This is a genomic window from Enterobacter sp. BNK-22 (assembly GCF_048684805.1).
In the GTDB taxonomy this organism is placed as follows: Bacteria; Pseudomonadota; Gammaproteobacteria; order Enterobacterales; family Enterobacteriaceae; genus Enterobacter; species Enterobacter quasiroggenkampii.
Genome location: NZ_JBLQTT010000001.1, coordinates 2,227,946 through 2,241,932 on the forward strand (window position 1 = coordinate 2,227,946; position 13,987 = coordinate 2,241,932).

At 57.9% G+C, this 13,987-nt stretch carries 13 protein-coding genes; 7 read left to right on the forward strand and 6 right to left on the reverse strand.

What is annotated here, in order from left to right; genetic code table 11:
* Positions 1 to 4: 4 nt before the first annotated feature.
* The 6 genes from pxpA to ACMGGE_RS10570 form a co-directional block, all read right to left on the reverse strand.
* Entirely contained in the window at positions 5 to 745 is a 741-nt protein-coding gene (pxpA, locus tag ACMGGE_RS10545; RefSeq protein ID WP_048226139.1) for a 5-oxoprolinase subunit PxpA, read from the reverse strand.
* Entirely contained in the window at positions 732 to 1,664 is a 933-nt protein-coding gene (gene pxpC, locus ACMGGE_RS10550; protein WP_420293734.1) for a 5-oxoprolinase subunit PxpC, read from the reverse strand. Before pxpC ends, pxpA begins: the two co-directional genes overlap by 14 nt.
* Positions 1,658 to 2,314, reverse strand: coding sequence for a 5-oxoprolinase subunit PxpB (gene pxpB / locus ACMGGE_RS10555; RefSeq protein WP_048226116.1), 657 nt, complete (start codon positions 2,312 to 2,314; stop codon positions 1,658 to 1,660). Before pxpB ends, pxpC begins: the two co-directional genes overlap by 7 nt.
* Positions 2,315 to 2,328: 14 nt before the next feature.
* The gene (locus ACMGGE_RS10560; protein ID WP_420294187.1) at positions 2,329 to 3,072 is read right to left on the reverse strand and encodes a type 2 GTP cyclohydrolase I; all 744 of its coding nucleotides are present in this window, start codon (positions 3,070 to 3,072) and stop codon (positions 2,329 to 2,331) included.
* 10 nt (positions 3,073 to 3,082) lie between these two features.
* On the reverse strand, positions 3,083 to 4,495 hold the full coding sequence (gene phrB / locus ACMGGE_RS10565; RefSeq protein WP_420293735.1) for a deoxyribodipyrimidine photo-lyase: 1,413 nt from the start codon (positions 4,493 to 4,495) through the stop codon (positions 3,083 to 3,085).
* 593 nt (positions 4,496 to 5,088) lie between these two features.
* Positions 5,089 to 5,295, reverse strand: coding sequence for a YbfA family protein (locus ACMGGE_RS10570; RefSeq protein WP_008501079.1), 207 nt, complete (start codon positions 5,293 to 5,295; stop codon positions 5,089 to 5,091).
* Between the two features lie 309 nt (positions 5,296 to 5,604).
* On the opposite strand from ACMGGE_RS10570, the gene kdpF reads away from it, so the two are divergent.
* The 7 genes from kdpF (at position 5,605) to speFL (ending at position 13,773) form a co-directional block, all read left to right on the forward strand.
* On the forward strand, positions 5,605 to 5,694 hold the full coding sequence (gene kdpF, locus ACMGGE_RS10575) for a K(+)-transporting ATPase subunit F (protein WP_014069365.1): 90 nt from the start codon (positions 5,605 to 5,607) through the stop codon (positions 5,692 to 5,694).
* Complete coding sequence (kdpA, locus tag ACMGGE_RS10580) at positions 5,694 to 7,373, forward strand: potassium-transporting ATPase subunit KdpA (protein ID WP_252077417.1); 1,680 nt, start codon at positions 5,694 to 5,696, stop codon at positions 7,371 to 7,373. The genes kdpF and kdpA overlap by 1 nt, the downstream gene beginning before the upstream one ends.
* An 18-nt stretch (positions 7,374 to 7,391) precedes the next feature.
* Positions 7,392 to 9,440, forward strand: coding sequence for a potassium-transporting ATPase subunit KdpB (gene kdpB, locus ACMGGE_RS10585; RefSeq protein ID WP_420293736.1), 2,049 nt, complete (start codon positions 7,392 to 7,394; stop codon positions 9,438 to 9,440).
* Between the two features lie 12 nt (positions 9,441 to 9,452).
* Positions 9,453 to 10,028 (forward strand): potassium-transporting ATPase subunit KdpC, encoded by a 576-nt coding sequence (kdpC, locus tag ACMGGE_RS10590; protein WP_021241023.1) that lies wholly within the window; start codon positions 9,453 to 9,455, stop codon positions 10,026 to 10,028.
* Complete coding sequence (gene kdpD, locus ACMGGE_RS10595) at positions 10,029 to 12,716, forward strand: two-component system sensor histidine kinase KdpD (protein WP_262778735.1); 2,688 nt, start codon at positions 10,029 to 10,031, stop codon at positions 12,714 to 12,716.
* Positions 12,713 to 13,390 carry a two-component system response regulator KdpE gene (gene kdpE / locus ACMGGE_RS10600; RefSeq protein ID WP_008501074.1) on the forward strand — a complete coding sequence of 226 codons (678 nt, stop codon included), beginning with the start codon at positions 12,713 to 12,715 and terminating at the stop codon, positions 13,388 to 13,390. Before kdpD ends, kdpE begins: the two co-directional genes overlap by 4 nt.
* Positions 13,391 to 13,668: 278 nt before the next feature.
* Positions 13,669 to 13,773, forward strand: coding sequence for a leader peptide SpeFL (gene speFL, locus ACMGGE_RS10605; protein ID WP_003858645.1), 105 nt, complete (start codon positions 13,669 to 13,671; stop codon positions 13,771 to 13,773).
* Positions 13,774 to 13,987 lie beyond the last annotated feature (214 nt).

Genomic DNA, 13,987 nt, shown 5'->3' on the forward strand with positions numbered 1-13,987 from the left:
ATGATTAGTCTGCGCTGACAAGAATGCCCTCTTCAGAGAACGCTGCCCGCAAGCGGCGCGCGAACTGGAGCGCATGCTCGCCATCACCATGTAAACATACCGTATCAGCCTGAACGTGCGCCGATGTGCCATCCACGGCGGTCACTCGCCCGGCGCGCACCATCTCCAGCGTCTGCGCCAGCGCTTGACCTTCGTCCGTTATCAACGCACCAGCTTGCGTACGCGGTACAAGACTGCCATCGGGTTGATAACCCCGGTCGGCAAACACCTCCTGCCGCGTGGTTAACCCCAGACGCTGGCCGGCGCGAATAAGCTCGCTGCCTGCCAGCCCCACAAGGATCAGCTGCGGGTTGCAATCGCGTACCGCGCGGGCAATCGCCTCCGCCAGCGCCGGATCTTTTGCCGCCTGGTTATAGAGCATGCCGTGCGGCTTCACGTGGCGCAGCACGCCCTTCCCGGCGCGAACCATCGCCTCAAGCGCGCCAATCTGGTAGAGCACCTGAGCGTAGACCGTCTCAGGCGGCAGGTCCATCGCGGTGCGGCCAAAGTTTTCCCGGTCAGGGAAGCTCGGGTGGGCGCCAATCGCCACGCCATTTTTGATGGCATGACGCACGCTCTCTAGCATGGTTTGCGCATCGCCTGCGTGAAAGCCGCAGGCGATATTGACCGAGGAGACCAGCGTCATCAGCGCCGCATCGGCGCTGCCGCCCTCGCCCAGATCGGCATTCAAATCAATCTTTACCATCGAGCCTCCACGCCAGCTGTTCGAGATAGCGCTGCTGATCCTGCCGCGCCTTTAGCGCCTCCTCCAGCGAACACTGCACGAAGTGAATCGGCTGTCCGAGGGGAATTTGCGCCAGATGGTAGCGATCGGCTTCAATGATGCAGGCAATTCGCGGATAACCACCCGTCGTCTGCGCGTCGTTCATTAACACGATCGGTTGCCCGTTGCCCGGCACCTGAATAACCCCAGGCAGTAAACCGTGGGAAAGCAGTTCCCTGTCGGTCGTCCGGATCAGCGGCTGCCCCTGCAGGCGGTAGCCCATACGGTTACTCTGCGGACTGAGCTTCCACGGCGAGCGCCAGAAGGACTCTTTGGAGGCCTCGTCGAACTCATGATATTCCGGCCCCGGTAAGGCGCGGATCTGGTTTCCCCAGAGAAGTTGTTTCACCCCCTGCGCCGTCGAGAAGTGACGCGAGGAGGGCTTAATCGCCAGGCGATCGCCATCGCGCAACAAACGTCCTTCGTGACCGCCAATTCCTGCTTTCTGATCGGTACTGGATGAGCCCAGCACCTCAGGCACATCAATGCCGCCAGCCACCGCGAGATAGCTACGCACGCCGTGCAAAGGACGCTTTAAGGTCAGACGCTGTCCGGCTTTCGCCCGCAGACGCCAGCCGGTCCACACCGCTTTGCCGTCCAGCGTGGCATCACAGCCTGCACCGGTGAGTGCGAACCAGGTCTCTTGACCAAACTCAATGACACACTGGCCGAGCGTAATTTCGAGCGCTGCCGTGCTGCCGGGGTTGCCCACCAGCACGTTAGCGATTTCCAGCGCAGGACGGTCCAGCGCGCCACAATAGCTCACGCCCGACTGGCGCATGCCAAAGCGGCCGGCATCCTGTACGGAGGTATAAAGCCCGGCGCGAACAAGCGTTAACATACCCCCTCCTTCTGCGGGATAAAGCGAAGGGTATCGCCCGGGCGCAGGAGTATTGGCGACGCCAGCCCGGGGTCGAATAACGGGGTGGCGGTATGCCCAATAAGCTGCCAACCACCGGGCGAAGTCAGCGGATATACGCCGGTCTGCTCGCCACCAATCGCGACCGTCCCCGCCGGTACGCTCAGGCGCGGTTCAGCGCGGCGCGGCGTATGCAGCCGGGGAGATAATCCCCCCAGATACGGGAATCCGGGCTGGAATCCCAGGAACCAGACGACGTAATCCACCGAACTGTGCAACTCAACAACCTGCTTTTCGGTGAGTCCGCAATGGTCTGCGACCACACCAAGATCCGGTCCCCCCGTACCGCCATAAACGACCGGGATCTCAATGGCACGCGATTCCGGCTCCAGCGCCTCGCTCTCTTCCCACCAGCGCTGTAAACGTTCAATGGCATCCAGCGCCAGCGTATGCGGACTACGCAGCACCACCGTGATGTTATTCATCCCCGGAATGGCTTCAACCACGTCCGGCAGATCGACCAGACGCTGGGTTAGCCGCCAGATACGCTTTTGCGTGGCAAGGGTCACCGGCGGCTCGAGCTCCAGAACCACTGCCGTTTCTCCCAGAAGATAACAACGCGCTCGCTGCACTCAGGCACCTCTCATCAGGCCGGATTAGGGATATCAATAAAGGTTACATCCAGATCGGTATTTTCCGTCAGCCACTCGCTGAGGGCACGAATACCGCCGCGCTCGGTGGCATGATGCCCGGCCGCGTAGAAATGCAGCCCCTGTTCACGTGCCGAATGAATGGTCTGCTCGGAAACCTCGCCGGTGATAAAGGCATCGACACCGAAGCGCGCGGCGCTGTCGATAAAGCCCTGCCCGCCCCCGGTGCACCAGGCAACACGCTTCACCGTATCCGGACCGGTATCGCCGCTCCACAGTGGACGACGCCCCAGGCGCGCTTCAATCCACGAGGCCAGCTCCAGTCCGGGAACCGGCATCGCCAGCTCGCCCCACGGCACCAGCGGCTCAATTTCGCCCATTACGGTGATCCCCAACAGTCGGGCAAGCTGAACGTTGTTGCCAAGCTCCGGGTGCGCGTCCAGCGGCAGGTGGTAACCGTACAGGTTGATGTCATTTGCCAGCAACGTTTTCAGGCGGTTGCGCTTCATGCCGCGAATAATCGGTGATTCGTTTTTCCAGAAGTAACCGTGATGGACAATCACCGCATCGGCTTCCTGACGGACAGCCTCGTCCAGCAGTGCCTGGCTTGCCGTGACGCCGGTGATAATTCTCTGCACCGTTTCGCGCCCTTCTACCTGCAGGCCATTTGGACCGTAGTCGCTAAAGGAGGCGGTATTGAGTTTTTCGTTAATCAGGCGTTCCAGTTCGCTGTTTTTCATCATCACTCTCTTATGCTTTGCGGGCCGCTTCGTACGCTGCCAGCGTGGCGACACGCGCCTGTTTATGGTCAACGATCGGACGGGGATAATTCAGTTTTACACGCTGTTTATCCGCCCATGCCCACGGTTCGTGGATCGCTTTAGCCGGTATCTCTTTTAGTTCAGGGAGCCAGCGGCGGATAAACTCGCCGTTCTCATCAAATTTTTGTCCCTGAGTGGTTGGATTAAAAATCCGGAAATAGGGAGCCGCATCGGTGCCCGTAGAGGCCGCCCACTGCCAGCCGCCGTTATTCGCGGCGAGATCGCCGTCGATCAGCTGAGAAATAAAATAGCGCTCTCCGATACGCCAGTCGATAAGCAGATCCTTCACCAGAAAGCTCGCGGTAATCATTCGCAGGCGGTTGTGCATCCACCCCGTCTCATTGAGCTGACGCATCGCGGCATCAACAATCGGATAGCCCGTCTCCCCTTTTTTCCAGGCCTGTAAAAGTGCCTCATCATGCTGCCATTTTACGTTGTCGGTCCAGGGAATGAACGGACGATGCTTACAGAGATCGGGATGATACGTCATCAGATGGCGGTAGAACTCACGCCAGATAAGCTCGTTCAGCCAGACAGAACCGGTGCCTCCATCCAGCGCCTGCGGCTGCTCGGCCAGAAGACGGTGTAAACACTGGCGAGGAGAGATCGCGCCCAGCGCCAGACAGGCCGACAGGCGGCTGGTGCCCTCGATGGCCGGAAAATCCCGCCGCGCGTCGTAGTTGGCCGCGTCCTGTTTGCAGAACTGGCGGAGCTGCGCGATGGCCGCTTTTTCATCGGCGGGGAACAGCGTTTTATCAAACGGCTCCTGAGGGTAGTCAAACGTCAGTTCAGACAGGTCCTTCAGGGGTTCGCCCCTCGCGGCAGGCGCGGCAACGCACTCCGGCAGCGACTCTTTCAGACGCTTGATAAAGGCATTTTTAAACGGAGTGAAAACTTTATACATCTCACGGTTGCCGGTCATCACGCTGCCCGGCGCCAGCATCACGCTGTCATCAAATCCTTCACAGACCACATCCTCCAGCACCTTCTCCAGTTGACGGTCGCGCTGCTGCTCGTTGAATTCGTACTGATAGTTGTAAAAAATATGCGTGACGTTGTGCTGCTTACAGGTCTCCTGCACCGTCTGCAGCTGTGCGGCAAAATCACTTACCTCTTTATAAATCAGCGGTATGCCTTTTCCGGCAAGCGAATGCTGCAGATCGGTCAGATACGCACGCAGCAAGGCCGCCTGGCGTGGCGCCATATCATGCTGCCGCCACTGCTCGGGCGTAGCCACAAACAGAGCCAGTACGTTAGCGTCTTTGGCGCGGCAGGCCGCCGCCAGGGCAATGTTGTCATGTACGCGCAGGTCCGCGCGAAACCAAACCAGATGGGTGGGCATAAAACTCCAGGCAAATATCCATTATGTCCGTAAGGGCATGCCGTAAAAGGAAAAAGCATGCATTGAACTACTTTGCCATGAAGTGTAGACGGGATGAAATAAAAAAGGCCGCCCAAGGCGGCCTTAACGCTACTTGTCCTGCGCTATCGTGGTAAATGCAACAAACCCGATCGGTTCATCACTTTTGACAACGAGTACGCTGGCAACAATGAACGCGATGCAAAAATAGCGTTTCATTATGCGGTCCCTGCTGCTAACCGCTCCACCGTTCACCACCGGTGATAAGTCGGTGGACACAAGCTCTGACGAGAGCCTGACTTACGGTTGTGGTCACGCCTTTCCCGGGACCGGTGCCCATGTGCGAGATGGCGGAAAGGGACGCTGCATAGTAGTTGGCCCTGGCGTAAAACGTAATCCACCGAAAAGGTTTTTAAGAATATATTTAGGGAGTTGCAGTTTGATTACTTAAGGACCCGAGATATTCTTTCAAGCCTCTGACGAGGGCTTGAAAACCACCCAACGGACCGCGAATCCCGAGGGACAAAAAAACCGCCACATTGCTGTTGGCGGTTTTTTTATTGCTGTGTGTAGTCTTAGTAGAAGTCGCAGGTCGCTTTCTCGGCCTGATCCATCCATACCGGCTTCTCGCTGGTTTTCGCCCAGACGCGGTGCAGATAGCTATAAAAACGTGCACGATCTTTCCAGAACAGCATCACCGGCAGAGCCAGCACGCCAGCCACTACGGCGAAAGCGCGGCGCATGAACACGATATGAGCCGGAAACTCTTTATAAAGATCCATATTTTTCTCACCTATAGTTGGCCGGAAACGTCATCCGGAAAATTCAAAATCTGTGACCTGGCTAAAATAATATCGCTTTGTTTGTAATTTTACTACTCATCCGACCACTTATTTTCGTCCGTTTAGCCAAAATTTACATTCACGCCGTAATTAAGTTACAAAAAAGTTAACGATTTACTTATCAATAGTTAAATTGTGGACTTTGCCATTTTTATACTTTTTTTACACCCGCCCTTCTCATTTTTGCGAAATCTTTGCGCCATAAATCCTACCGTTAGCACAACAACAAAAGTCACCCGGAGGTGGATTGTGAGTGCAGGTCTTATTGCCGGCATCGTGCTGGTGTTCCTGTTATTGGGTTATCTGGTTTATGCCCTGATTAATGCGGAGGCATTCTGATGGCTGCTCAGGCGTTTTTGCTTATTGCCAGTTTCCTAGTGGTGTTGTTCGTCCTGGCAAGGCCACTGGGCTCGGGGCTGGCACGGCTGATCAATAACGTTCCCCTGCCCGGCACGGGAAGCGTTGAAAAAGGGATCTGGCGTGTACTGGGTGTAGACGATCGGGAGATGAACTGGCGTGATTATCTGATCGCCATTCTGCTGCTGAACATTGTCGGGCTCATTGCGCTTTTTGCCATGCTGATGTTGCAGGGTATCCTGCCGCTGAATCCGCAACAATTACCGGGCCTGTCCTGGCATCTCGCGCTGAACACGGCAGTCAGTTTTGTCACCAACACCAACTGGCAGTCCTATTCCGGTGAAACCACGCTCAGCTACTTCAGCCAGATGGTCGGATTAACCGTGCAGAACTTCCTCTCTGCCGCCAGCGGTATTGCGGTGATCTTCGCGCTGACGCGTGCGTTTGCACGTCAGAAAGTGAGTACGTTAGGTAACGCATGGGTAGACCTGACGCGCATTACGCTGTGGATCCTGCTGCCGATTGCGCTGCTGATCGCGCTGTTCTTCATTCAGCAGGGCAGCCTGCAAAACCTGCTGCCTTACGCCCCTTATACCTCGCTGGAAGGCGCAAAACAGCTCCTGCCGATGGGGCCAGTGGCGTCGCAGGAAGCCATCAAAATGCTCGGAACGAACGGTGGCGGCTTCTTCAACGCCAACTCGTCGCACCCGTTTGAAAACCCTACCGCCCTGACCAATTTTGTGCAGATGCTGGCGATTTTCCTGATCCCCGCCGCGCTCTGCTTTGCCTTTGGCGACGTGGTTAACGATCGCCGTCAGGGGCGCACCCTGCTCTGGACCATGTCGCTTATCTTCGTGGTTTGTGTTGCGCTGGTGATGTGGGCCGAATGGCAGGGTAATCCGCATTTCCTCTCACTCGGGGCCGATAGAGCAATCAATATGGAAGGTAAAGAGAGCCGCTTTGGCATTCTCGCCAGCAGCCTGTATGCGGTGGTCACCACGGCTGCGTCGTGCGGGGCCGTCAATGCCATGCATGATTCCTTTACGGCGCTGGGCGGCATGATCCCGATGTGGCTGATGCAGATTGGCGAGGTGGTGTTTGGCGGCGTGGGCTCCGGTCTTTACGGCATGCTGCTGTTCGTGCTGCTGGCGGTGTTTATTGCCGGTCTGATGATTGGCCGCACCCCGGAATATCTGGGTAAAAAAATCGACGTCCGCGAGATGAAATTAACCGCGCTGGCAATCCTGGTCACCCCGGCTCTCGTGCTGCTCGGCACCGCGCTGGCGCTGATGACCGAGGCCGGACGCAGCGGCATCTTTAACCCCGGCATTCACGGTTTTAGTGAAGTGCTGTATGCCGTCTCCTCTGCCGCCAACAACAACGGCAGCGCCTTTGCAGGCTTAAGCGCCAACTCTCCGTTCTGGAACTGTCTGCTGGCGTTCTGCATGTTCGTGGGCCGCTTCGGGATCATTGTGCCGGTTATGGCGATAGCCGGATCGCTGGTGAACAAAAAAATCCAACCGACCACTACCGGGACATTACCGACCCACGGCGCGCTGTTTATCGGCCTGCTGACGGGCACCGTGTTGCTGGTCGGCGCCCTGACCTTTATCCCCGCCCTCGCGTTAGGCCCGGTCGCGGAATACCTCTCTTTACGCTGATTTTGCGGAGAAATTGTCATGAGTCGTAAACAACTGGCCCTGTTCGAACCGTCATTAGTTCGCCAGGCGCTCATGGATGCGGTGAAAAAGCTGAGCCCGCGTGTGCAGTGGCACAACCCGGTGATGTTTATCGTCTGGGCGGGAAGCGTCCTGACCACCGCCCTGGCGATTGCCATGGGAACGGGCCATATGCCGGGAAATGCGATGTTTACCGGCGCCATCAGCCTGTGGCTGTGGTTTACCGTGCTGTTTGCCAACTTTGCAGAAGCGCTGGCGGAAGGCCGGAGCAAAGCCCAGGCCAACAGCCTGAAAGGGGTGAAAAAAACCGCCTTCGCGCGCAAGTTACGTGAGCCGAAATACGGTGCCCAGATGGACCACGTTCCGGCGGATGAACTGCGTAAAGGCGATGTGGTGCTGGTGGAAGCCGGTGACATCATCCCTTGCGACGGCGAAGTCATTGAAGGGGGCGCATCGGTGGATGAAAGCGCCATCACTGGCGAATCCGCGCCGGTGATCCGTGAGTCCGGCGGCGATTTCGCCTCCGTGACGGGCGGGACGCGCATTCTCTCCGACTGGCTGGTGATCCAGTGCAGCGTTAACCCGGGTGAAACCTTCCTCGACCGGATGATCGCCATGGTGGAAAGCGCACAGCGCCGGAAAACGCCAAACGAGATTGCCCTGACCATCCTGCTGGTGGCCCTGACCATCGTCTTCCTGCTGGCAACCGCCACGCTGTGGCCGTTCTCCGCCTATGGTGGTACCGCAGTCACCGTCACGGTGCTGGTGGCGCTGCTGGTTTGTCTCATCCCTACCACCATCGGCGGCCTGCTGTCGGCCATCGGCGTGGCCGGCATGAGCCGTATGCTCGGTGCCAACGTCATCGCCACCAGCGGGCGTGCCGTAGAAGCCGCCGGTGACGTGGATGTCTTGCTGCTGGATAAAACCGGCACCATTACCCTCGGTAACCGCCAGGCGTCGGATTTCTTACCCGCCCCGGGCGTGGATGAAAAAACGCTGGCGGATGCCGCCCAGCTCTCATCCCTTGCCGATGAAACCCCGGAAGGCCGCAGTATTGTGATCCTCGCCAAGCAGCGCTTTAACCTGCGCCAGCGCGACGTTCAGAGCCTGCACGCCACGTTCGTGCCCTTCACGGCACAAACCCGCATGAGCGGCATCAACATTCAGGATCGCATGATCCGTAAAGGCTCGGTTGACGCGATTCGCCGCCACATTGAGGCCAACAACGGTCACTTCCCGCCGGAAGTGGACAGCCTGGTTGAAAGCGTGGCCCGTCAGGGGGCGACGCCGCTGGTGGTGGCCGAAGGCGCGCGCGTGCTCGGGGTGATTGCGCTGAAGGATATCGTCAAGGGCGGCATTAAGGAGCGCTTTGCCCAGCTGCGTAAGATGGGGATCAAAACGGTAATGATCACCGGGGATAACCGTCTTACCGCCGCGGCGATTGCCGCCGAAGCGGGCGTGGATGATTTCCTTTCTGAAGCCACCCCGGAAGCCAAGCTGGCACTGATTCGTCAGTATCAGGCGGAAGGCCGTCTGGTGGCGATGACCGGCGACGGGACCAACGATGCCCCTGCCCTGGCACAGGCCGACGTGGCGGTGGCGATGAACTCCGGAACCCAGGCGGCAAAAGAGGCGGGCAATATGGTCGACCTCGACTCTAACCCGACCAAGCTGATTGAGGTGGTGCACATCGGCAAGCAGATGCTGATGACGCGCGGGTCGCTGACCACGTTCAGCATCGCCAACGACGTGGCGAAGTATTTCGCCATCATTCCGGCCGCGTTTGCCGCGACCTATCCGCAATTAAATGCGTTGAACGTGATGCACCTGCACTCTCCGGCCTCGGCCATTCTGAGCGCAGTCATCTTTAACGCCCTGATTATTGTCTTCCTGATCCCGCTGGCGCTGAAGGGCGTGAGCTATAAGCCGCTCACGGCGGCCGCCATGCTGCGCCGTAACCTGTGGATTTATGGCCTGGGCGGGCTGGTGGTGCCCTTCGTCGGTATCAAGGTTATCGACCTGCTGTTGACGCTGTTCGGCCTGGTTTAAAAGGTGAATCAAATGACCATGTTACGCCCCGCTATACTTCTGTTTATTCTGCTGTCTCTCATTACCGGCGGGCTGTACCCGCTGGTGACCACCGCGCTGGGCCAGTGGTGGTTTAAGGATCAGGCTAACGGCTCGCTGATACTGCAAAATGGTGAAAACCGCGGCTCTCGCCTGATTGGTCAGAACTTTACGGATGCCCGCTACTTCCAGGGACGCCCTTCCGCCACTGCCGAAAGCCCGTATAATCCGATGGCATCCGGCGGCAGCAACCTGGCGGGCAGTAACCCTGAACTGGACAAAGCCGTCGCGGAGCGCGTAGCAGCCCTGCGCGCCGCGAATCCGCAGGCCAGCCGTGACGTGCCCGTGGAGCTGGTGACCGCCTCGGCCAGCGGGCTGGACTACAGCCTGACGCCGGCAGCGGTGGCATGGCAGATCCCGCGCGTTGCCGCTGCCCGTCAGCTGACCGTCGAACAGGTGAGCCAGTTGGTGGCAGAGCACACGCAAAAGCCGCTGGTCAGCTTCATCGGCATGCCTGTGGTAAATATTGTTGAGCTGAATCTGGCGCTGGACGCGCTAAGGAAAAACTAAATGACCGACGAGCCCATGCGCCCGGATCCGGACAGGCTGCTCGAACAAACAGCTGAAGCCCATCGCGGCAAACTGAAAATTTTCTTCGGCGCCTGCGCGGGCGTCGGGAAAACCTTCGCCATGCTGACGGAAGCCCAGCGGCTTCGGGCGCAGGGGCTCGATATTCTGATCGGCGTGGTTGAAACCCACGGACGTAAAGAGACAGCATCACTGCTGAAGGGGCTGGCTACCCAGCCGCCCCGCCGCATCAGCCATCGCGGTCGGTTAGTCACTGAATTCGATCTCGATGCCGCCCTCGCCCGCCGTCCCGCGCTTATCCTGATGGACGAGCTGGCGCACAGCAATGCGCCTGGCTCACGCCATCCAAAACGCTGGCAGGATGTTGAAGAATTACTTGAAGCCGGTATCGATGTGTTCACCACGGTAAACGTTCAGCATCTCGAAAGCCTGAACGACGTGGTCAGCGGCGTGACCGGCATTCAGGTGCGCGAGACGGTGCCCGATCCCTTCTTTGATTCCGCGGACGAGGTGGTGCTGGTCGACCTTCCGCCCGATGATTTGCGCCAGCGCCTGCACGAAGGCAAAGTGTATATCGCCGGTCAGGCCGAGCGCGCCATCGAACATTTCTTCCGTAAAGGCAACCTGATTGCCCTGCGCGAGCTGGCCCTGCGCCGAACCGCCGACCGGGTGGACGATCAGATGCGCGCCTGGCGGGACCTGCAGGGCCAGGAACGCGTCTGGCACACGCGAGATGCCATCCTGCTGTGCGTGGGCCACGGCAGCGGCAATGAAAAGCTTGTCCGCACCGCCGCGCGCCTGGCGGCCAAATTTGGCAGCGTCTGGCATGCGGTGTATGTCGAAACGCCGCAGTTGCACGCGCTGCCCGAAAACCAGCGTCGCGCGATCCTGAGTTCGCTGCGCCTGGCGCAGGAGCTGGGCGCGGAAACCGCCACCCTTTCCGATCCGCAGGAAGATAAAGCCATTCTGCGCTACGCGCGCGAGCATAACCTGGGGAAAATCGTCATCGGCCGTCGCCAGCATCGCCGCTGGTTTAGCCGCGAATCCTTTGCCGACAAGCTGGCCCGTCGTGCGCCGGATCTGGATCTGGTGATCGTGGCGCTGGACGACAAACCTACCCCTTTACCCAATCGCGCGCCGGACGGCCGCACCTTCAGCGATAAATGGCGCATTCAGCTCCGCGGCTGTCTTGTCGCCGTCGTGCTCTGCGCCCTGATTACCGTGATTGCCAGCCAGTGGCTGATTGCGTTTGATGCCGCCAACCTGGTGATGATCTACCTCCTGGGCGTGGTGGTGGTGGCCCTCTTTTACGGGCGCTGGCCGTCGGTCCTGGCGACGGTTGTTAACGTCATCAGCTTCGATCTGTTCTTTATTGCCCCCCGCGGGACGCTGGCCGTCTCGGACGTACAGTACATCCTCACCTTCGCGGTGATGCTCACCGTCGGGCTGGTGATCGGGAATCTGACGGCGGGCGTGCGCTATCAGGCGCGTATCGCCCGCTATCGCGAACAGCGTACGCGCCATCTCTACGAGATGTCGAAATCGCTGGCGGTGGGCCGTACGCCGCTGGATATCGTGCAGACCAGCGAGCAGTTTATTCGCTCGACGTTTCATGCCAGCAACCTGATTTTACTCCCGGACGAACACGGTAAGCTGCGCCCGCTGACCTCGGCCACCGGCATGACGCCCTGGGACGAGGCCATCGCACGCTGGAGCTTTGACAAAGGCTTACCGGCGGGCGCGGGGACGGACACCCTCCCCGGCGTGCCCTATCAAATTCTGCCGCTGCGCAGTGCCGATAAAAATCAGGGGCTGGTCATCGTGGAGCCTTCCAACCTGCGCCAGCTGATGATCCCCGAACAGCAGCGTTTACTGGAGACGTTTACGCTGCTGGTTGCCAGCGCGCTGGAACGACTGGCCCTCACCGCCAGCGAGGAACAGGCCCGGCTGGCGAGCGAGCGTGAAAGCATTCGTAACTCGCTGCTGGCGGCGCTGTCTCACGATCTGCGTACCCCGCTCACCGTCCTGTTCGGTCAGTCAGAAATTCTGACGCTGGACCTGGCGGCGGAAGGCTCGAAGCATGCCCTTCAGGCCAGCGAGATCCGCCAGCATGTGCTGAATACCACGCGCCTGGTGAATAACCTGCTCGACATGGCGCGTATCCAGTCGGGCGGTTTTAACCTCAAAAAAGAGTGGCTCACGCTGGAAGAGGTGGTGGGCAGCGCGCTGAAAATGCTCGAGCCGGGCCTGGGCGGGCGGCATATTGCGCTGAACATGCCCGAGCCCCTGACCTTAATTCACGTTGATGGGCCCTTGTTCGAGCGGGTGCTGATCAACCTGCTGGAAAATGCCGCCAAATATGCGGGTGCCAGTGCTCAGATTGGGGTGGATGCGACGGTGGAAGATGGCACGCTTCGCCTTAACGTCTGGGATACCGGCCCCGGCATTCCAGCCGGGCAGGAGTTGGCTATTTTCGAGAAATTTGCACGCGGCAATAAGGAGTCGGCCATTCCGGGTGTGGGGCTGGGGCTGGCAATATGCCAGGCAATCATTGACGTCCACGGCGGGTCCATTTCCGCAGAGAATCGTCCCGAAGGCGGCGCACGTTTTTGTGTTACACTTCCTCTGGAAACCCCGCCAGAACTTAATGAATTACCAGAGGATTTGTGATCAACGTTCTGATTGTTGAAGATGAGATCGCCATTAGCCGTTTTCTGCGCGCTGCGCTGGAAGGAGACGGTCTGCGCGTCCATGATGCGGGTACGCTTCAGCGGGGTTTAATTGAAGCCGCCACCCGCAAGCCGGACCTGGTGATCCTCGATCTTGGACTCCCGGACGGCGACGGCATCGATTTTATTCGTGAAGTCCGGCAGTGGAGCCAGATGCCGATCCTCGTGCTCTCCGCCCGTACGGAAGAGACGGATAAAATCGCCGCGCTGGATGCCGGGGCGGATGACTATCTGATTAAACCATTTGGTATCGGCGAGCTACAGGCTCGCCTTCGCGTGGCGCTGCGTCGCCACAGCGCCACCACGCCTGCCGATCCAACCTACACGTTTGGGGATATCCGGGTTGACCTGGCCGCGCGGCGCATTGTGCGCGGCGAAGAGGAAATTCACCTCACGCCCATTGAATTTCGCCTGCTCGCCGTGCTGCTTAACAATCACGGTAAGGTTCTCACCCAGCGCCAGCTGTTAAGTCAGGTGTGGGGACCCAACGCCGTGGAACATAGTCACTATTTACGCATATATATGGGACACCTTCGTCAGAAACTCGAAGTCGACCCCGCTCGCCCTCGCCATTTATTAACTGAAACCGGTATCGGTTATCGGTTTATGCTCTGAATAACTATTCATTTTATTTTTAATTAAAATAAAAACCTCTCAGAAAATATATCAAAAATAATCCAGTCAGTGTTTTTTGGATTATTTATGTCCATTTAAAACATTGATAAAACGTCCTGTTAACTCATCGGTAACAAATCAGAGTTTTGATCTGCGATATTCATCAAAAACGACTATTTATTTCTGAAATGATCGGTTAACGGTGATCTTCTTCACAGTTAATCGCCTTTTCCTGGATAAAATGACCGTGCTTTCAATTACTGAAAGGAAAATGAATCATGGAAAACAACAATCGTTTAATGCCCCATATAAGGCGGACAACACATATCATGATGTTTGCCCACCGAAACTGCTTTGACTTTCATCTCTTTAATGCCCGGTAGTCCTTCGACTTCTGGCGCACTCGCTTACAGGTCATCCTGAAACACCTTATTTTACAGGCTATTGCCTGTGAACTCGTGCGCTCATTCATTTTGATTCAGACTCATCCGCACCGGGCGGACTGAATTTCAATCATCAAAAAAGCAATGTACTGATTTTAATCAGCGGCCACCTTTTGCTTTTTTTCCGGAAAATTATCGATTTCTTTCTTGCAAG